The organism is Halorhabdus utahensis DSM 12940 (assembly GCF_000023945.1).
GTDB lineage: Archaea > Halobacteriota > Halobacteria > Halobacteriales > Haloarculaceae > Halorhabdus > Halorhabdus utahensis.
In genome coordinates, this window is sequence record NC_013158.1 from 2,618,095 (window position 1) to 2,636,044 (window position 17,950).

Consider the following 17,950-nt stretch of genomic DNA (forward strand, 5'->3'; position numbering starts at 1 on the left):
ACTGACGCTGTGATTACTTCCTGAATTCAGACTGGCCACCCCTAAGAAACCATCATGAATAGGACCAACCGCTCTACTGACCGATTCGGCAGCCCAACGAATGCCAGAGAGTCACTGCTGAATATGCGCGTTGTATCTTGCACGGAAGTCTTGACAAGGCCTGGATAGGGAGAGCGCGCGAAACTTGCTATGACACGCGGTGCCGATCGTACAGCCGTCGCGACGGAGCTACTGCCGCTCTCTCCCGGACTCCATCCCCGATCGCATGAACTCGGCGAGGATGCGGCCGATACGTGAGTTGCCGGTCCACATCGCCTCCTCGCCGAGCGGCCCCTCGTCGGTCTCGACGGCGAGCAGGACGCTCCGGTCGTCGACCATCAGCGCACGACCGGCGAAGTCGGCGGGGTTGTCCTCGGACATGACGAACACGGAGACGGCGTCCGGGAATCGTGCACGGAGCGCGGGATCGGCCGTGACGACGGTGACCGAGACGCCGCTGGCAGCCTTCTCCGCGAGTGCGGTCACGATATCGTCGGTCAGCGAGTCGGCCGTGGGGGCGACGAAGACGACCGCCCCCGCCGCGCGCTCGACGAGGGCGGCGACGCGGTCGTCGATCGACTGCCGGCCCCGAAGCGTCGAGACGTCCCCGCTCGCATCGCGTTCGTCGTCCTGCGTGCGGATCGACTCGAGGTGTTCGAAGGCACGCGTTCGCTCGCGTTCCAGGCGCTCGGTGAGAACGTCGCGGGCGGTCGCCAGCGTGACCGAGCGATAGGCTTTCGGCGAGGCTTCGACCACTTCGACCAGCCCCTTCTCGGCCAAGTCCTCGGCGGCCCCGTAGACCTGCGACCGCGGCACGTCCGAGACGTCGCTGACGTCTTGGGCCGTCCCGGTGCCGAGTCGCTGCAACGCGAGGAACACCTGGGCCTCGTAGTTCGACAGTCCGAGCGTCTCCAGGGAGTCGAGGACGTCCTGTTCAGTCATGGTTCGTGGCCGTCGTGTGTGCTCGCTATAACCGATGGGGTCATATCCCCGTTGCCTTCTCCGTTCGCTCTATCAGTAAATATAGTAGGATTCTACAAACACTTAAGCCATAGTCCCGATACCCCATCCTATGGACCCAGCCGGTGTGCTCGACGCGGATCGACCGGCGCGCAGCCGAACACGGAACTACCCACGATGACAGGGAAGCTATCTCGCCGGTACGCGGATTGGATCGCCACTCACAGCAAACTCGTCGTCCTCGCCGTCCTGGCACTGACGATCCTCGTCGCGGCTGGGACGACGGTCGGCGAAACGGGGAGTGCCGGCGTCGGCCAGTTCCAGGTCGACACCGCAGAGACCGACGCCGCCGCGTTCGTCCGGGAGAACTACGGGGGCAACGAGGGGATCGCCGCACAGCTCGTCGTTCGCGACGAGGGCGGGGACGTTCTCACGAGAGACTCGTTGCTCGAGGGACTTCGATTGCAGCAGACCGTCAGAACCGACGACTCGATCAGCGAAACGCTCGCCGAGCCAGGACTGATCGGCATCGAGAACCTCGTCGGGACGGCTGCCGTCTACGCCGACGCGACCGCCGACGGTGGACCGCCGCCCGCCAAGCCGCCGTCGCTGTCCGAACAGATCGCGGCTCTCGAAGATCGGACCGACACACAAGTCAAACAGCTGCTCGCCCGGGTGCTCGATCCCGAGGGATCGTCGCTGACGGAACGCGATCCCTACGCGTTCCTGCCTCGCGACTACGAACCGGGCGAGACCCGGGCCGAGGCTCGACTGACCTTGATCAGCCAGGTCGACGCGAGTGGCGAGAATAGCGATCCGCAGGTGGCCTACGACGCCCAGGTGGCGATCGACAGAATGGTCGAGGACCGCTTCGCCGACGCGTTCGTCTTCGGCCAGGGCATCCAGGACGACGCCTCCACGCGGGCCACGGGCGACAGCTTCACGATCATCACCCCCTTTGCGCTCGCCCTGATCGTGCTGGTGCTGGGGATCACCTACCGCGATGTCCTCGACATCCTGCTTGCGTTCGTCGGGATCGGGATCGTCCTGGCGTGGCTCGTGGGGCTGATGGGCTGGCTCGCGATCCCGATGAACGTCATCCTGATCGCCGTTCCCTTCCTGTTGATCGGGCTGAGTATCGACTACGCCCTCCACGTCGTGATGCGCTACCGGGAGGCCCGCGCGGGGACGCTTGAGGCCGGTTCGTCGAGCGAGACGACCGAAATCGGGAACCGATCCATCCGGACCGCGATGGCGGTCGGCCTCGGCAGCGTCGTCCTAGCGCTCGCGGCGGCGACTGTCTCGACCGGTGTCGGCTTCCTTTCGAACGTCGTCAGTCCACTGCCGGCGATACGAGACTTTGCAGTGCTGAGTGCCGGCGGGATATTCGCCACATTCGTCGCCTTCGGCGTCTTCCTGCCCGCGCTCAAGATCGAAGTCGATTCGATCGTCGAGAACCGGCTCGGTCGGAGCCGGGCCAAACCAGCCTTCGGCGTCGGTGGCGGGAGTGCGAACGCGGTCCTCGCGAAACTCGGCTCGGTCACCATGCGCGCCCCCGTGGTGATCGTCGTCGTGGCGCTCCTGCTGGGGACCGTCGGGGCCTACGGCGCGACGACCATCGACACGGAGTTCAACGAGGCCGACTTCCTGCCGACCGACGCGCCGGAGTGGGCCAAGTCGCTTCCTGGGCCACTCGCTCCCGACACCTACACTATCGCCGATGACTTCGCGTACCTCAGCGACAACTTCCAGCTCCGCGGGGAGGGCGGCCAGTCACAGGTGTTGATACGTGGGGACGGACTGGCCGAGGGGACACTCCTGTCGACACTCGACGATGCGGCCGGGTCAGTCCCCGAAGACAGCTCCATCCAGCTCCGGCCGGACGGCCGGGCAGCACTCGACGGTCCCCACACCGCGATCCGTGCAGTCGCAAGCGACAATGCGACGTTCGCGTCGCTTGTCGAGCGCAACGACGCGAACGACGACGGCCTGCCCGACGAGAACGTCAATACGGTCTACGCCGCGCTGTTCGACGCCGACGAGGCGGCCGCCTCGCAGGTCCTGAGTCGGTCCGATGACGGCAAGATCACGTCGGCGCGACTCGTGCTCTCGGTTCGCTCCAGCGAATCGGCCCAGACCATCGCCGACGACACGCGGACGTTCGCCGAGGGGATCGAAGCCGAGACGACCGAGATCACTGCCGTCGCGACGGGCGCGCCGGTCTCGACCGCCGTGATTCAGGACGCACTGCTGGAGACCCTGGTCGAAGCTTTCGCGGTGACGCTGGTGGTTATCCTGGTGTTCGCCACCGGGCTGTTCGGCCTGCGCTATGGGTCGTGGTCGCTCGGCGCGCTGGTGCTCGCGCCCGTCGTGGTCTCGCTGGCGTGGCTGCTCGGCGCGATGGCCGCGCTGGAAATCTCCTTCAACAGCGAGACGGCCGTCATCACGAGCCTCGCGATCGGGCTGGGCGTGGACTACAGCATCCACGCTGGCGAGCGCTTCATGGCCGAACGGGCGGAACGCGACACCCTCACTGAGGCGCTCCGGCGGACGATCACCGGCACCGGCGGGACCTTGCTCGCGAGCGCGGCGACGACGGCTGCGGCCTTCGGCGTCCTGGCATTCGCGCTGTCGCCACCGCTCCGGCGCTTCGGCATCGTGACCGGGCTGGCGATCATTTTCGCGTTCGTTGCCGTCGTCACGATGTTGCCCGGCCTGCTCGTCCTCCGGGAACGAGTGGTTGCTAGCGGGCTGCGTTCGGACTGAGTTCGTCAGTCGGTTTCGTCGCCCCCTTCGAAACAACTAGTCGAAAGATTCGTATATATTGTGTGCAAAGTAAACGGCATGGGAACGATTTCGGCGCGCGTCCCCGACGATCTCGAGGACGAACTGGAGATGTACCTCGAGGAGGAGCGTCTCGACCGGAGTACGGCCGTTCGGAAGCTCCTTGCGGAGGGGCTCGAAGACTGGCGACGCGATCGGGCGATCGAACGATTCGAGGCCGGTGATATCTCCTTCTCGCGGGCGGCCGAACTCGCGGACATGTCGGTGTGGGACTTCACCCGTCTGCTCGAGGAACGGGACGTGACCTGGGTCGCCGACGATCACCTAGCGGACGATATCGACTCTCTCTGAGATGTACGTCTTCGATGCGACGCCGTTGATCTATCTCGCGACTGTCGATCGACTCGGGATGCTCACCGAGTTCGAAGACGATCGATTGGTTCCAGAACGCGTCTACGACGAGGTCGTCACGGTCGGCCTCGACGCGGGTCACGCCGACGCCAGGCGCGTCGAGCGCGCCGTCGAGGACGACGTACTGACTGTCGCGACGGTGGAACGAACGGCCTCCTTCGAACGCCTGGCAGCGAACGACAGTCTCAGCGAGGCGGACGCCGCAGTCCTCGCGCTGGCAGCAGCCCGGGACGGGACCGGTGTCATGGACGAACAGTACGGTCGCGACGTGGCCGCCGCCGAGGGGATCGAGACGCGGGGGACGGCATACCTCGTGCTTCGATCACTCAAGCGAGACGCGATCACTGCCGAGGAGGCACGCGAGACCATCGACGCGATGGTCGATGCCGGCTGGTACTGCGCGCCGGACTTATATGCGAAACTCCTTCGCCGCATCGAGGATCTCGCCTGAGCCCGGTCCGGCGTCGACAGTGAGATCATGGTCGCCAACCGTTTTCACCACCCCATCCGTACCGCCATCTACCATGAAAATCGGCGTCATCGCGGACACGCACGACGCAAGCGACGTGATCGAGCGAGCAGTCGAGCGCTTCATCGTCGAGGATGTCGAAGCCGTGATCCACTGCGGCGACATCGTCGCGCCGTTTTCGGCGACGCCCTTCGACGCGGACTTCGATTTCTACGCCGTCCGCGGCAACAACGACGGCGAGTGGGCACTCGCCGACACGGTCGAGGCGTTCGGGACCTACCTGGAGGAGATGGGTGAGTTGACGTTTGACGGGGTTGATTTTGCGGTCTATCATGGGACCAGCGACGCCATCGTCGACGCGCTGGTCGAGTCAGGGAGCTACGACTACGTCCTCCACGGCCACACCCACGAACGAGTCAGCGAGGAACGCGACGGGACGGTCCGGCTCAATCCCGGCGGGGTTCCGATCCCGCAGGCCCCGAACCCGCCGGCTGCGCTCGTCGTCGACACCGAGACGGGTGGGATCGAGGCGTTCGAACTCGATTGAAACCCGATCGTGGAGACCCGCGGACGAAACACACTATTCTCCCCCCGCCGTATCGGGTGCTATGAGCGATACAGGACTACGTGGCCCGGCCGAGACCGCAGTGTTGCAGTGTCTGGCCCTCGAAAGCGGGGAGTCGTGTCTGATCGTGACCGACGACGAGCGCCGGCCGATCGGCGAGGCGCTGTATGCGGTCGCCAGCGAGACGACAGACGACGCGATGATCATCCAGTACCCGCCGGGCGATCAGCACGGCGAGGAACCGCCGGAACCGGTGGCGACGGCGATGGCGAGTGCCGATGTCGTGCTCGCGCCGACGACCAAGAGTCTCACCCACACCCGGGCGCGGACCGACGCGACCGACGCCGGCGCACGGGTTGCGACGCTGCCAGGGATCACTGAGGAGGTCTTCACGACCGGTCTGGACGTCGATTATACGGAGATCCACGCGGCGAGTGAGCGACTGCTCGACGCCGTCGAAGACGCCGCGGAACTCCGCGTTACGTCGCCACAGGGTACCGACATCACAGTCACCCCCGGCGACAGGGAGTGGCAACTCGACACCGGGATCGTCCACGAACCCGGCCAGCTGTCGAACCTTCCCGCGGGCGAGATATTTCTGAGCCCGGAGACTGCCGACGGGACAATCGTGGTCACGGGGACGATGGCACCCCATGGGCTGCTCGATAAGGCACAGTCGATCCGCCTCGAAGTCGAGGACGGGTACGTTACGTCGATCGACGACGACACGATCCGCGAGCAGGTCGAAACCGCCGCCGAGGAGGTCGGCCGGGATGCGTACAACCTCGCGGAACTCGGTATCGGAACCAACGTCGGGGTCGTCCAGCTCGTCGGCTCGGTCCTCTTAGACGAGAAAGCCGGCGGCACTGTCCACTTCGCAGTCGGTGACGACGCCGGCATCGGCGGGGACACCGACGCGCCGATTCACCTCGACGGGATCCTCCGGAATCCGACAGTGTACGCCGACGGCGAGGAGATCGACTTGCCGACGCCGTAGCTCCGAGGGGTGATCGGGGCTCGCGACGCGGATCGCCGGCCCGGCGCGCTGACGGCGACCTTTTACGTTCCCACCGAGTACCAACGACCATGAGCGAATCTTCACAGCGAGTGGGGCTCCCCTGTCCGGCGTGCTCGCCGGATCTGGAGACGGTCCACGAGGTGCTTTCGACTGGCGGGCAGGCAACGGTCCGATGTACGGAGTGCGATCACGTCCACAAGACGTCCCTCCCCGAGGAGCAGACGGTCCAGCGCGACGTTGTCGTCTCCCAGGACGGCGAATCATTCAAATCGACGACGGAGCCGCCGGCCGAGGAGACCCTGGCCGTCGGCGAGGAGTTCCTCTTAGAGACCGAGGAGGCGATCATGACCGTCCGGATCACGAGTCTCGAACTCGCGGAGGGTCGCGTCGAGGAGGCTCAGACCGAAGACGTCGAGACGATCTGGACGCGTGCGGTCGGCAACGTCGCCGTCAACGCGACCGTCCACCCCAAGTCGGGTGGCCGCGACGAGACCCGCAGCGAGCAGTTGCACGTCCCCGGCGACTACGAGTTCGTCGTCGGCGCGACCGACGACCTCGGCGACCTTTCCTTCACCGTTGAAGGCATCCACCTCCGGGACGACGCCGTCGGGTACCAACACGAGAAACTCGATCACGACAACGACAAAGCCTTCGCAAAGGACATCAACCGGCTGTATCTCCGCGACGAGACCAGCGACGCCTGGTCGGCGTGGTGAGAGCATGGGCTGGTGGGACTCCGGCGGTGAGGGGTCCGGTGATGGCGAGAGCGGTTTCGAGCGCCAGCGCGACGAGTTGATCGAGCAACTCCGAAAGCGCGAGCGCGTCAGCGAGCGTGCGCTCGATGCCCTGGCTGCCGTCCCTCGCCACGAGTTCGTCCCCGAAAGCAAACGTCGACACGCCTACGCCGACCGGCCGCTGCCGATCGGCGAGGGCCAGACCATCAGTGCGCCGCACATGGTGGCCATCATGGTCGACTGCCTCGAACTCGAACCCGGCCAGGCGGTACTGGAGATCGGTACCGGCTGTGGGTATCATGCGGCCGTCACCGCCGAGGTCGTGGGCGGGGAGAACGTCTACAGCGTCGAGTACCATTCCTCACTGGCCGAGCGCGCGCGTGATCGACTCGCCAAACTCGGCTATGGGGACATCTCGATCACTGTCGGTGACGGCCACGACGGCTGGCCCGAACACGCGCCCTACGACCGGGCGTACCTGACCGCGGCGGCCAGTGCAGTGCCGGACGCGCTTCTCGATCAGCTTCGACCGGGCGGAATCTTCCTCGGGCCGATCGGCGACCGTCGCCAGACGCTCGTCCGGATTCAGAAACGTCCGGATGGCTCGACCGAACGCGAGACCTTCGGCGGTGTGCGCTTCGTTCAGATGCAAGGCGGGACGTAGCCGGGTCGTCGGAGCGGGATTGCCGTCTCGAACCGCCGGCGAGCGCGACGTTCATTAGGGTGCAGTCGCAATCTCGCGTATGGACCGGGCGGTGTTGCGCGAGGACATGGTCGACGGGCTCCGCCACCGGCGTGAGAGCCTCCTCAGCGAGGCAGCCGTGGCAAGTGCGATGGGAACTGTCCCGCGCCACGACTTCTTCGATGACGACCGCACGGCGTACGCCGATCGCGAGACCGAGCGACTCGGAACGCGGGTTCTCGCACCGAGTACCGTCGCCCGACTGTTCGACGCGCTCGCACCCGAACCCGACGATTCGGTCCTGATCGTCGGCGCAGGCATTGGATACACGGCCGCGCTCGCGGCGGAGATCGTGGGCCCCGAGCGCGTCCACGCCGTCGACATCACCCGCCGGGTGGTGTACGAGGCTCGCGAGAATCTCGCCACCGCCGGCTACGACGCCGTCCTCGTCGACTGTCGGGACGGCAGTGAGGGGCTGGCCGAGTACGCACCGTATGATCGGATTCTGCTCGAAGCGGCGGCAGTGAACCCCCCGCGCGCACTCCTTGACCAGCTGGCCCCCGACGGCCGACTGGTCATGCCCCTGGGAGCGCGTGACCAGACGCTCGTGACCGTCGAGGGCGGCGAAGTCTGTCAGCGCCACGGTGGTGTCGCCTTCGCCCCGTTGCTCGTCGAGGGCGAGCAAAGCGGTGCCGTCGAGCGCAACCGGACCCACCGCGAGGACCGCGAGCGCGCCCAGCAAGCCGCCCAATCGAGGACCGGCTGGGAACAGGACTGGATCGACTGGGACGGCTAGTAAACTACCCCACCCTACTTCGCTCGGTCTGACGACCTCGCTTCGTTGAGGGTTCCGTCAGACGAGGTCTGACGACGTGGAGGCTGTGAGCCTCCACTGGAGCTTTCGCGTGGACTCCCGCTCTGGCCGGAATTTCCGGCAGGAGGTTCATATTCTCCGTTCGCGTTCAACGTCCCGCGATTCAAGCGCACGCCTACGGGTGCGCCTCCGCCGTCCCCAGTTTGGTTACGACGGAGATACCGCAGTCCGATATTCTTGGCGGCGTTGTAGTCGGCGTGGTTCTCGTACCCGCATTTCAGGCACTCGAAGTCCTCGCTGTCGCGGTTGTCCGGGTGCGTGAACCCACAGTGTGAACAACGCCGTGAGGTGTTCTCCGGGTCCACCTGCTCTACATCGATACCGTGGAGTTCGGCCTTGTATTCGACGTACTCGTACAACCGCTCAAATGCCCACTTGTGCCCCCACGAGGCACCAGAGAGCCGGCCACGGATGCCGGTCAGCTCCTCAAAGGCGATGACCGTACAACCGTTCTCGGCGGCTTCTTCGATGATACCGTTTGCAATCCGGTGGAGCATCATCTTGAACCGCCCCGTCTCTTTGCGCCCGACCGACTGGATGTTCTCGTGAGCGTGACGGCTTCCGCATTGCTGGAGTGAGGCGCGCCGTTTCTCGTACTCGCGCCGCCAGTGGTCGAACTCGTGACCGCTCCAGAACGTGCCCGTTGAAGTGACGGCGAGTTGGTTTACGCCGAGGTCAATGCCGAGGACTGTGCTGTGCCCGGTCGTTGCCTGTTTCGGCGTGTCAGACTCCACCTCCGCCTTTGTGCGGAGATGAAGGAACCACTCGCCGTCCTTGTTGTGAAGTTCCGCACTCGTCACCTCGTGATCGTCGCTGTCGAGATACCGGCTGTGGGGCGTGTCGCGGTCGTCGTCCGGCAGGACGTACTCGACTTCGATACGTCCGTCTATCGTGGCGAGGGAAACGTGGTCGTCGTGGAAGGTCGCACACCGTTTGTCGTAGACGACAGTCGGCTTCGAGAAGTGTGGTTTGCCAGCGTACTCGCCCTGTTTCCAGCGGGCGACGACGCCCTGTACGGCGTCGGCGGCCTTGTTGCGAGCGTTCTGGACGAGATTCGCGTGCAACCGCGTTTGTTCTCGCACGTCGTCGTAGGTTTCCTCCTGCAACTGTGCCTTACTGGTCGTCTTGTAGTCGCCCTGCCAAGCGTGGTCAACGACGTAGTCGGCGGCCCACAGAAACTCAGCAATTGTCTCGCGGAGAAGTGCGGTGTCGTCACTGTCCACGTCGAGTTTCACGGGGACAGTGCGCCGCACCTCCATACGTCAGATGTATGGCTGGTGATTTATTAGCATTTGGGAGAAAAGCCGACGACGGTACGTGGTTTGTGCCGGAGTTTTCGGCTTCTGCGTGCGGGCTTCGCCCGCTCGCACGGCCCGAGGCGCGTAGCGCCTCGCTGTCGTCGGACTACGTCCGACTGCCTGCGGGACCTTCAGTCCCGCTCTGTCCTCTCCGGCCTACTCGCGTCGTCCTTCCGACTGGCGTCGGAACTCTTCTCTCTCTTCTCACGGACGCGAAGCGTCCGTTCGAATGGTCAGAGGGGGCTCCGGTCCCTCTCGACTTGAGGCCGGAGGCTCCGCCTCGAAACTGCTGAGCTCCGGGACTCGGCGACCGCAGCGGCTGTATCGTAACCTAAGAGTGCCCACTTGGCGAAACCCAGCCAATGGCAGGTGAGAGTCACTCGCTCGCGCGAGTCGAACCGCTGGTGTTGATCGCCGTCGGCGGGTTCGCCGGTGCGATCCTTCGATACGCCTTCGCGATGGGGATGCCGTCGGCGATCCACGGCACGCTCGCTGCCAACGCACTGGGGAGTTTCGGGCTGGGTGTCCTGCTGTACGAGCGTCACCTGGCGAACGCGATCGCGCCCGAAACACGGTTGCTCGCCGGCACCGGCTTTCTGTCGTCGTTTACGACCTACAGCACCTTCGCGGTCGAGACGGCTGCACTCTCGCCGACACTCGCCGCCGGGAACGTTCTGGCGAACTACGGGCTGGGTATCGCGGGTGTCCTGGCCGGCCGCGCGGTCACCCGGGGGCTCGTATGAATCCGGCCATCCTCGTCGGGGTCGGTGGGACACTGGGCGCACTCGCCCGGCACCTGGTCGGCCAGCGCGTCGAAACTGACTACGCCGATACGCTCGCCGTCAACGTCATCGGAAGCTTCCTGTTGGGGACGATCGTGGCCGCGCCGGTCGGTGACCCGGTCGCGCTGGCGTTCGGGACCGGCTTCTGTGGCGCGTTCACGACCTTCTCGACGTTCGCCTTCGAGACTGTCCGGCTCTACGAGACCGGGAAACAGCGTCGCGCCCTCGCCAACGCGTCAGTCCACCTCGTCGCCGCACTGGTCGCCGTCGGTTTGGGGTCGCTGCTGGTCGGTATCGTCCTGGGATGAACACTCCCGTCGGTTCAGTGCGCTGTTGTCTGGTGGTGTTCGGTTGCTATGGCATGAATACACAATCCACGCAAAATTTATTATGAACCGCGGACAATCATCAACTGCATTCGAGGTGATCAGCCATGGCACTGCCCACGAGCCCAGCCAGCTCCTGGATGCAGAGCATGGATTTCCCGAGTCGACTGTTCGAAACAAGTAGTAGCGACTACGAACTGTACGAGGAGGACGATGAGTTCGTCCTCAGCGTCGAGTTGCCGGGATTTGACCCGGAAGAGATCTCCGTGACGTGGGACGATGGGGTCCTCAACATTGCAGCCGAACATGAGGACGATGGGCGCGACCAGCGTCGGACCTACCACCGTCGGTTCCGCTTCCCGAAGACCATCGACGACGAGGCGATCGCGGCCGAGTACGACAATGGCATCCTCGAAGTCCGGTTACCGGTGATGGCAGGTGCGACCACCCGCGGCAAGGAGATCGAGGTGCAGGCCTGATACGGCTGATCCGTCGTCCCCGCTTCGTCTCGGGGCATATTTTCCCGAGGTCGTGGCTCCCACCCATTCGAGTTCCTCGAAACGGTGGTCACGGCGAGTCAGCACGATCCCAGTGGAACGACCGCGCCGTCGTCGGTCCGTTCGAATCTGGTGCCGAACGGCTCCGAACGCTCGGCTATCGTCTCGTGCACCCACCGAGAAACGTCCGCATCAGCCAGAGAGACAGCTTTGTTCTCGATCTCGACTGGGACGAGCCGGAGCTCGTCGAGACGACCGTCGGTCACGACCAGCTCGAACAGCGCGCTGCGCTTGTTGTGCAGTCCGTCTTTGTGAATGTAGTCGTCAACGAAGTCGCCGGCGTCGTAGATAATTGGGCGGCCCTGGTACACTTCGACGCCCTGGAGCACGTGAGCGCTATGGCCATGGACCACGTCCACGCCCTGCTCGACGAGCCACCGGGCGAAGGCCTGCTGGGTTGGACTCGGGGACGTCTCCCAGTTGGACCCCCAGTGCAGTGACGCGACGACGAGGTCGGGATCGGCCGTTTCGACGCGCTCGAGGGTGTTTTGAACGATGGCACGCGTCGAACCTGCCGAGCGATCGAGTGGCGTGTGGGCTGTGCCGGGACTGTGCTCACCTGCGGCGTAGGCGGCCCACCGGTCGGTGAGCGAGATCACCGCGATGGTCAGGCTCGGGTCGAAGACGGCGGGTTCGAGCGCAGTACCGCGGTTTGGCCCTGCCCCAGTGTGGGCGATGCCTGCATTATCGAGGTGAGCGAGCGTCCTCTGGAGGCCCGACTCACCGAAGTCAAGCACGTGGTTGTTGGCGAGTGCGGCGACCGAGACGTTCGCTGCTTCGAGTGCTGGTACCGCGAAGTCGGGCTCGGCCCGGAAGTAGTAGGTCTTGCCCGGCCATCGCTCGCCCTTCTCGGGGCTGGCGATACAGCACTCCAGGTTCACCACGAGTCCGTCAAGGGCTTGTAGTCGCTCGATGGTGGATCCCCAGACGCCCGCGGCCTCGTTGTCGGTCCAGCGGTCGTTCACACCCCGTCCAAGCATGGCATCGCCGACGAAGCCGACGGTGGCAGATGCTCTGGACCTGTCCTCGTCACGTCGACTCTGCGTTTCGGTGTCGCTCGCACAGCCTCCCAGGGCCGTCGCCCCTGCCGCCAACAATCCGCGACGAGTCCAGCGCATAAGTGGGCATTACAGCACGATTGCCTTTATGACTCCGTCACCGGCGCGATCCATCTTGGCCAATAGGGTGGCCGTCCGCGTGATAATCATTGTCATTGCCGGAATCCGCATTGTCTGGCCACATTGACTCGCCGAGATCGAGCAGATCCAGATGCCGGCCACTGCCGACAGTCGATCCGTCGCTACCGGTCCAGCTCATTTCCCTTCTTATCAATAAAGAGAGTGCCGGTACGATTCTTAACATCGTCGCCACCCACAAAAACGTGGTCGACAAGAGCAAACAAAATCATCTGTGATAACTGGAAGCCTGTCTATTTATGCGATTCTGTCTTCGGATGAGGTGATGGATCGTACAGTCTTATGCGTCGATACGGACGCTCGGATTTCGACAGTCTCGACAGCAGTTGAGACTGAAGACAATCTCACTGCAATTGAAGCAAGATCTGTCGAGGATGCGTTGGACGTTATCGGCAGCGAACCGGTTGTTGGTGTCGTCACCGCGTACGACCTCGCTGATGGAACCGGGATGGATGTTATACAGGCAGTTCGTGAACAGACTCCACAGACGCCAGTTGTCCTCTTCACGGATGTTTCGCCGGCCGAAATCGATACGAACTCCGTCGAGGAGGTACTCGTCGAGTATCTCAACCGGGATATCCCGGATGCGACTGACCGGCTGGGATTTATCGTCAACGACGTCATCGATCATAGTGCCCAAGTTGGCTTTCTCACCCCCGACAACGAGGACGAACGACTCGACGCACTCGACCAGTATGACATCGACTCATTGCCAATCGAAGAGAGTTTTGAGCGCCTAACGGACCTCATCACGGCACACTTCGATGTCGCAGTCGCGTTCGTTGGCCTCATCGAGGAGGACGAAGAGAACTTCCTCGCCTGTACCGGTGGGGACTGGGACTCGTTGACGCGTGAAGATACGATCTGTACGCACAGTATGCTCCAGGAAGACGTGATGGTTGTCGAAGACATTGCCAACGATAAGCGATTCAACAAAAACGAACAGTTGGAAAACCTCGGCATTGTCTCCTACGCCGGGGCGAACATGACCAGTTCCGATGGCCACGTCATCGGGCAGGTGTGTGCTCTCGGGCACGAGCCACGGCGCTACACTGCGAAAGAAAAGCACGACCTCGAACAGTTCGCCGACACGGCGATGGAAATTCTGGAACTGCGCCAGTCCGTCCTCGACAATCAGGACGTGGAGGTCCACCAATGAGCCTCCGCAACGACGCCTTCGAGACCGCCCAGCTCCCGATCGACGATATCGAAAGCGGACAATCCATCCTGCTGGTCGGCGACGACACCACCGCACTGAAGACGGTGTTTGCCCGGCTCGTCGCTGCCGATGCGGACGAACGCAGTGTCGTGCTTGCGACGAACGCTGGCGGGCGTTCGATCCAGCGACTGCTCGACGACGCACGCGATGGCGCGGGCTCGCGTGCCTCGATACTGACCGCCGAGGGTCCGGGACGCGGTGCGGATGTTTCAACCATCGACGACCTGAAAGACATTACGCAAGTCGGGATGCAGTTTTCGAACCTCGTTGGGACATCCCAACAGTCCACGGCCCGGTTCCGGTCCGGTATCTTTCTCTGCTCGACGATCGTGTCCGAACTTGACGATACACGCTCTGTCTACCGGTTTCTCAATTCGAACTTCCTGACGGAGCTCCGCCGTGGTGACGGAATCGGTGTTGTGGCGATCGATCGAAGCGCCGAGCTCGAAACTGACGTCGACAGCATGGTCACGGGCATGGAGACGTCGTTCAATATCCGCATCGACGTCGAGCAAACAGGGCCCCAAACGGCGACACTGCACCTCTCTGGCGTCCCGGGAAGCAAGGGGCCTGTCGACATCACACTGTGACAACGCTTGTCGAACGGCCGACACGTGGCCTGGGGAGGCCGGGAGGCCCGCACCACGGTTGTGGCCTCGACACGTCCGCGAACCGCTTTGCAGTCTCCGCCGGACTCGCCAGCCCTGCCGACACCCGACTGTCGCCACCGACGCATCGGATACGGTCGTCGCCTGCCGACCCCCGCTGGCGGTACTCGTCAGTCGTCCCCACTGCCGGCGCTGGCGTCGACGCTGTCGGCTTCGATGCTTCCCATGTGGGGTGTGGCCTGCTCACCCCGGGCCGATTGTACCTTGCCCAGCGCGACGGCACAGACGTAGATGCCCACGGCGACGAGGACAATGACGCCGCCGGCCGTGACGCCGGCGTAGAAGGAGACAGCGATGCCCAGCGACACCGCGATCTCCGCGAGGACGACCGAGACGATGAGCGATTCCGAGAAACTGCGGGAGACCTGGGTCGCGCCCGCGACGGGGACCACGAGCATGGCGGCGACGAGGATGACGCCCATGATCTGCATCGCGCCGACGACGACCATCGCCGTCAGCATGACCGTGATCCGGTTGTACCAGTTGACAGGGATGCCGGAGACGGCGGCCGCCGTCTCGTCGAAGGTCACGTACAGCAGCTGGTTGCGCGTCACCGTCACCGTCGCGACGATGACGACGAACAAGACGAGCAGGATCGCGGCGCTCGTGGGCGACACCGTCGCGAGATTACCGAAGAGATACTGATTGACGCCGACGGCAAGCCCGCCCGCGTTGAGGCTGATGAGCGTCGTCCCGAGCGCAAAGCCCGTCGAGAGCACGATGGCCATCGAGACGTCGTTGTACGCATCCGTGACCTCGGATATGAGTTCGATCAACAGCGCGGCGATCATCGCGACGACGACGGCGGTGAGGTACGGCGACACGCCCAGGTCGATGACGGCGTTCAGGAACAGGCCGACCGCCACGCCGGCGAAGGCAGTGTGAGCTAGCGCGTCACCGATCAGCGCGAGCTGGCGGTGGACGAGGAAGGTCCCGATCAGTGGCGCCATCACGCCGATGCAGAGCCCGACGAGTATCGCCCGGTGCATGTACCGGTAGTCCGGATTCAGCATCTCGATCCCCGTGAAATGATACGCCCACTCCAGCGCCCAGTGCCACTGTTCGAGGACCCACAGGAGGAGACCGAAGACGAACTCGCCGACGGCATCCACTCCGACCTGAAGCGGGAGGACCATCGACGGCTCCGCGACCACGGGCCAGCCTGCCAGGACCGCGCCCGCGACGGCACCGCTCATCCGTCTACCCCCGTGAGGACCCGCGCTTCAGTGCCGAACGCGCGGGCGAGCGCGTCACTCTCGACGAACGCCTCCGTCGGCCCGTCGAAGTAGACCTCGCGGTTCAGACAGACGACGCGGTCGGCATGGTCGACGACCGCCCCGAGGTCGTGTTCGATGAGAACGACGGTGATCCCCTCGTCGTTGAGCGCCCCCAGTAGATCGTAGAAGGCGTCGACCGATTCGGCGTCGACCCCGACAGTCGGCTCGTCCAGCACGAGCAGGTCCGCCTCACTCGCCAGTGCGCGCGCGATGAACGCCCGCTGGCGCTGGCCGCCCGAGAGCTGTGTGATACGGCGGTCGGCGAACGCGCTCATGCCGACCGTTTCGAGGGCTTCGTCGACGATGGCCAGATCGGATCGAGACAGTCGGCCGAAGATCGCGTTGACGATCGCCGGGACCGTGCCCAGCCCCGCTCGAACCGTTTCCAGTGGTGCCTCCCGGAGCGCCCCGATCGTGTCCCGGTTCAGGTCACCGACCCTGTCCAGCGTGAGATGTGCGAACCGCCCCATCTTCACGACTTCGCGCACGGTGATGGGCATCTCCTTGGCCGCGCTGGCGTGCTGGGCGACGTACCCGATGCGCTCGCCGTCGTCGAAGCGGACGGCCGACTCGTCGAACAGCCGGGCCGTCCCCGCGTCCGGCTCCAGCAGACCCAGCATGAGCTGCATCAGCGTCGACTTTCCCGAGCCGTTGGGGCCCACGATGGCGACGTACTCGCCCTGGTCGACCGCAAGCGACACGTCCGTCACCACTGGCGTCGACGTGTAGCCGAACGTGACTCCCGAGAGATCGACGACTGGCTCGGCCGTCGGAGTGTCCGCATCGGACCCAGTGGCCGTTCGCGTTGCCGATTCGGCCGTCGACGCGGCATCGCTATCCTGTGTACTCATATCGGTTTGAAGTTCCGCCACTGATCGAGCCAGTCCGTCGAGGGGGCCGCTTCCTCGGGTGTCTCGTTGCCGAGGACGATCTCGAGGGTGGGCATGTTGATGTTGTATGCGATCTCCTCGTAGCCCCAGTTCTGCTCGACCCACTCCTCGCGGACGCCGGCGTACGGCGTCACGGGGAAGTACGCCTCCACGCCCGTCTCGCGGACGAGTTGCTGGGCGGGTTTCTGGGACTCGAAGACGCCGTTTGCGATGTATTCGATGTCGTTCTCGCGGATGACTGTCGACGCCTCGCGGATGTCGGTGGGTTTGACCGTGCCGCTCGCCGCGAGACTCGTCACCAGCGGTCGCATCCGTACGCCGTAGCGTACACCGATGTACTGGAAGGCGTTGTGGGCGGCCAGCTGAACGATGTCGCGATCAGCCCGGTCGAAGATCGCCTCGTAGTCCGCATCGATGCGGTCGAGTACCGTTGCGGTGTAGGTCTCGGCGTTCTCGCGGAAGGTGTCTGCGTGTTCGGGGACGACCTCGGCGAACCCCTCGGCGATGTTGTCCACGGCGGATTGTGCCCGTCGAGGATCCAGCCAGAAGTGGGGGTCCTTCCCGCGCTGTGCGCCGACGCCCTCCTCCTCACGATCGAGGGACGCAGCGAGATCCACCAGGTCGATGCCCGACCGGGCGTTGATCAGTGCCGTGTCCACGTCGTCGCCCGTGATCGTCTGGATGGCGCGGTCGGCCCATGGCTGGAAGTCCTGTCCCACGTGAACGAACGCGTCCGCCTCGATGATGCGCTGGGTGATACTGGTGTTGGGTTCCCAGCCGTGGCCGTGCAGTCCCGTCGGAACGAGGTTCTCCACTGTCAGTGGGGTCCCGTCGGCGATCTCGCGGCCGAAATCGAAGAAGCTGAAGAACGAGGCCACGGCGACCGGCTCGTCGCTTCTGTCATCGTCGCCCGCCTTTGCCTCTCCCGGTGCACTCGGCAGGGCCGAGCAGCCGGCCAACCCCACGAGCGCCGCGGCTCCACCGGCACTGAGCGCGTCGCGTCGCGTCATCCCCCGTCTGTCGTGGTCCGTGCGTGTCATCGGCCATCACCGACTCCAGTGTTTAGGTACATCTAAGTTTTTGTTTCCTTCTACTACACTTGTAGGTTGTGGTTATGAAATACGATGACGCCCAACCCTCGGACAGGTGGAAGCCACTTCTAGAGTGGCCGGACGCCGTGCCGTCTGCCGTCATTGGACAG

19 protein-coding genes are annotated in these 17,950 nt (G+C 64.3%); 13 read left to right on the forward strand and 6 right to left on the reverse strand.

Annotated features, from left to right (window positions below):
* Window positions 1–228: 228 nt before the first annotated feature.
* Entirely contained in the window at window positions 229–981 is a 753-nt protein-coding gene (locus HUTA_RS12530; protein ID WP_015790279.1) for a TrmB family transcriptional regulator, read from the reverse strand.
* Between the two features lie 195 nt (window positions 982–1,176).
* On the opposite strand from HUTA_RS12530, the gene HUTA_RS12535 reads away from it, so the two are divergent.
* The 8 genes from HUTA_RS12535 to HUTA_RS12570 all read left to right on the forward strand — a co-directional run bounded on the left by HUTA_RS12535 (window position 1,177) and on the right by HUTA_RS12570 (window position 8,458).
* Entirely contained in the window at window positions 1,177–3,765 is a 2,589-nt protein-coding gene (locus tag HUTA_RS12535) for an efflux RND transporter permease subunit (RefSeq protein WP_015790280.1), read from the forward strand.
* Between the two features lie 78 nt (window positions 3,766–3,843).
* Complete coding sequence (locus tag HUTA_RS12540; protein ID WP_015790281.1) at window positions 3,844–4,134, forward strand: UPF0175 family protein; 291 nt, start codon at window positions 3,844–3,846, stop codon at window positions 4,132–4,134.
* A 1-nt stretch (window position 4,135) separates the two neighbouring features.
* Window positions 4,136–4,645 carry a DUF3368 domain-containing protein gene (locus HUTA_RS12545; protein ID WP_015790282.1) on the forward strand — a complete coding sequence of 170 codons (510 nt, stop codon included), beginning with the start codon at window positions 4,136–4,138 and terminating at the stop codon, window positions 4,643–4,645.
* Window positions 4,646–4,718: 73 nt separating this feature from the next.
* Window positions 4,719–5,210 carry a metallophosphoesterase gene (locus HUTA_RS12550; RefSeq protein WP_015790283.1) on the forward strand — a complete coding sequence of 164 codons (492 nt, stop codon included), beginning with the start codon at window positions 4,719–4,721 and terminating at the stop codon, window positions 5,208–5,210.
* Window positions 5,211–5,271: 61 nt separating this feature from the next.
* On the forward strand, window positions 5,272–6,225 hold the full coding sequence (locus HUTA_RS12555; protein WP_015790284.1) for an aminopeptidase: 954 nt from the start codon (window positions 5,272–5,274) through the stop codon (window positions 6,223–6,225).
* Between the two features lie 89 nt (window positions 6,226–6,314).
* Window positions 6,315–6,962: an HVO_0476 family zinc finger protein gene (locus HUTA_RS12560; RefSeq protein WP_015790285.1), complete on the forward strand. Its 648-nt coding sequence runs from the start codon at window positions 6,315–6,317 to the stop codon at window positions 6,960–6,962.
* Window positions 6,963–6,966: 4 nt separating this feature from the next.
* A complete protein-coding gene (locus HUTA_RS12565) occupies window positions 6,967–7,644 on the forward strand; it encodes a protein-L-isoaspartate(D-aspartate) O-methyltransferase (RefSeq protein WP_015790286.1) in 678 nt (225 codons plus the stop codon).
* A gap of 79 nt (window positions 7,645–7,723) precedes the next feature.
* Entirely contained in the window at window positions 7,724–8,458 is a 735-nt protein-coding gene (locus HUTA_RS12570; RefSeq protein WP_015790287.1) for a protein-L-isoaspartate O-methyltransferase family protein, read from the forward strand.
* A gap of 14 nt (window positions 8,459–8,472) precedes the next feature.
* Here HUTA_RS12570 and HUTA_RS12575 read toward each other — a convergent pair whose 3' ends face one another.
* Window positions 8,473–9,795: an RNA-guided endonuclease InsQ/TnpB family protein gene (locus HUTA_RS12575; protein WP_015790288.1), complete on the reverse strand. Its 1,323-nt coding sequence runs from the start codon at window positions 9,793–9,795 to the stop codon at window positions 8,473–8,475.
* 401 nt (window positions 9,796–10,196) lie between these two features.
* On the opposite strand from HUTA_RS12575, the gene HUTA_RS12580 reads away from it, so the two are divergent.
* The 3 genes from HUTA_RS12580 (at window position 10,197) to HUTA_RS12590 (ending at window position 11,421) form a co-directional block, all read left to right on the forward strand.
* Window positions 10,197–10,577, forward strand: a complete 381-nt coding sequence (locus tag HUTA_RS12580) for a CrcB family protein (RefSeq protein ID WP_015790289.1) — start codon at window positions 10,197–10,199, stop codon at window positions 10,575–10,577.
* Complete coding sequence (locus HUTA_RS12585; protein ID WP_015790290.1) at window positions 10,574–10,924, forward strand: fluoride efflux transporter FluC; 351 nt, start codon at window positions 10,574–10,576, stop codon at window positions 10,922–10,924. The genes HUTA_RS12580 and HUTA_RS12585 overlap by 4 nt, the downstream gene beginning before the upstream one ends.
* 125 nt (window positions 10,925–11,049) lie before the next feature.
* Entirely contained in the window at window positions 11,050–11,421 is a 372-nt protein-coding gene (locus HUTA_RS12590) for an Hsp20/alpha crystallin family protein (protein WP_015790291.1), read from the forward strand.
* A 98-nt stretch (window positions 11,422–11,519) separates the two neighbouring features.
* Here the strand turns inward: HUTA_RS12590 and HUTA_RS12595 are convergent, their stop codons facing one another.
* On the reverse strand, window positions 11,520–12,617 hold the full coding sequence (locus HUTA_RS12595; RefSeq protein WP_015790292.1) for a CapA family protein: 1,098 nt from the start codon (window positions 12,615–12,617) through the stop codon (window positions 11,520–11,522).
* A gap of 343 nt (window positions 12,618–12,960) precedes the next feature.
* On the opposite strand from HUTA_RS12595, the gene HUTA_RS12600 reads away from it, so the two are divergent.
* Both HUTA_RS12600 and HUTA_RS12605 read left to right on the forward strand, forming a co-directional pair.
* Window positions 12,961–13,854, forward strand: coding sequence for a GAF domain-containing protein (locus tag HUTA_RS12600; protein ID WP_015790293.1), 894 nt, complete (start codon window positions 12,961–12,963; stop codon window positions 13,852–13,854).
* Window positions 13,851–14,504, forward strand: coding sequence for a DUF7504 family protein (locus tag HUTA_RS12605; protein ID WP_015790294.1), 654 nt, complete (start codon window positions 13,851–13,853; stop codon window positions 14,502–14,504). Before HUTA_RS12600 ends, HUTA_RS12605 begins: the two co-directional genes overlap by 4 nt.
* 188 nt (window positions 14,505–14,692) lie before the next feature.
* Here HUTA_RS12605 and HUTA_RS12610 read toward each other — a convergent pair whose 3' ends face one another.
* Genes HUTA_RS12610 through HUTA_RS12620 form a run of 3 tightly spaced genes read right to left on the reverse strand, consistent with a single transcriptional unit; the run spans window position 14,693 to window position 17,759 of the window.
* Window positions 14,693–15,778, reverse strand: a complete 1,086-nt coding sequence (locus HUTA_RS12610) for a metal ABC transporter permease (protein ID WP_015790295.1) — start codon at window positions 15,776–15,778, stop codon at window positions 14,693–14,695.
* Window positions 15,775–16,710, reverse strand: a complete 936-nt coding sequence (locus tag HUTA_RS12615; protein WP_015790296.1) for a metal ABC transporter ATP-binding protein — start codon at window positions 16,708–16,710, stop codon at window positions 15,775–15,777. Before HUTA_RS12615 ends, HUTA_RS12610 begins: the two co-directional genes overlap by 4 nt.
* The gene (locus tag HUTA_RS12620) at window positions 16,707–17,759 is read right to left on the reverse strand and encodes a metal ABC transporter substrate-binding protein (protein WP_049941464.1); all 1,053 of its coding nucleotides are present in this window, start codon (window positions 17,757–17,759) and stop codon (window positions 16,707–16,709) included. The genes HUTA_RS12615 and HUTA_RS12620 overlap by 4 nt, the downstream gene beginning before the upstream one ends.
* Between the last annotated feature and the right edge of the window lie 191 nt (window positions 17,760–17,950).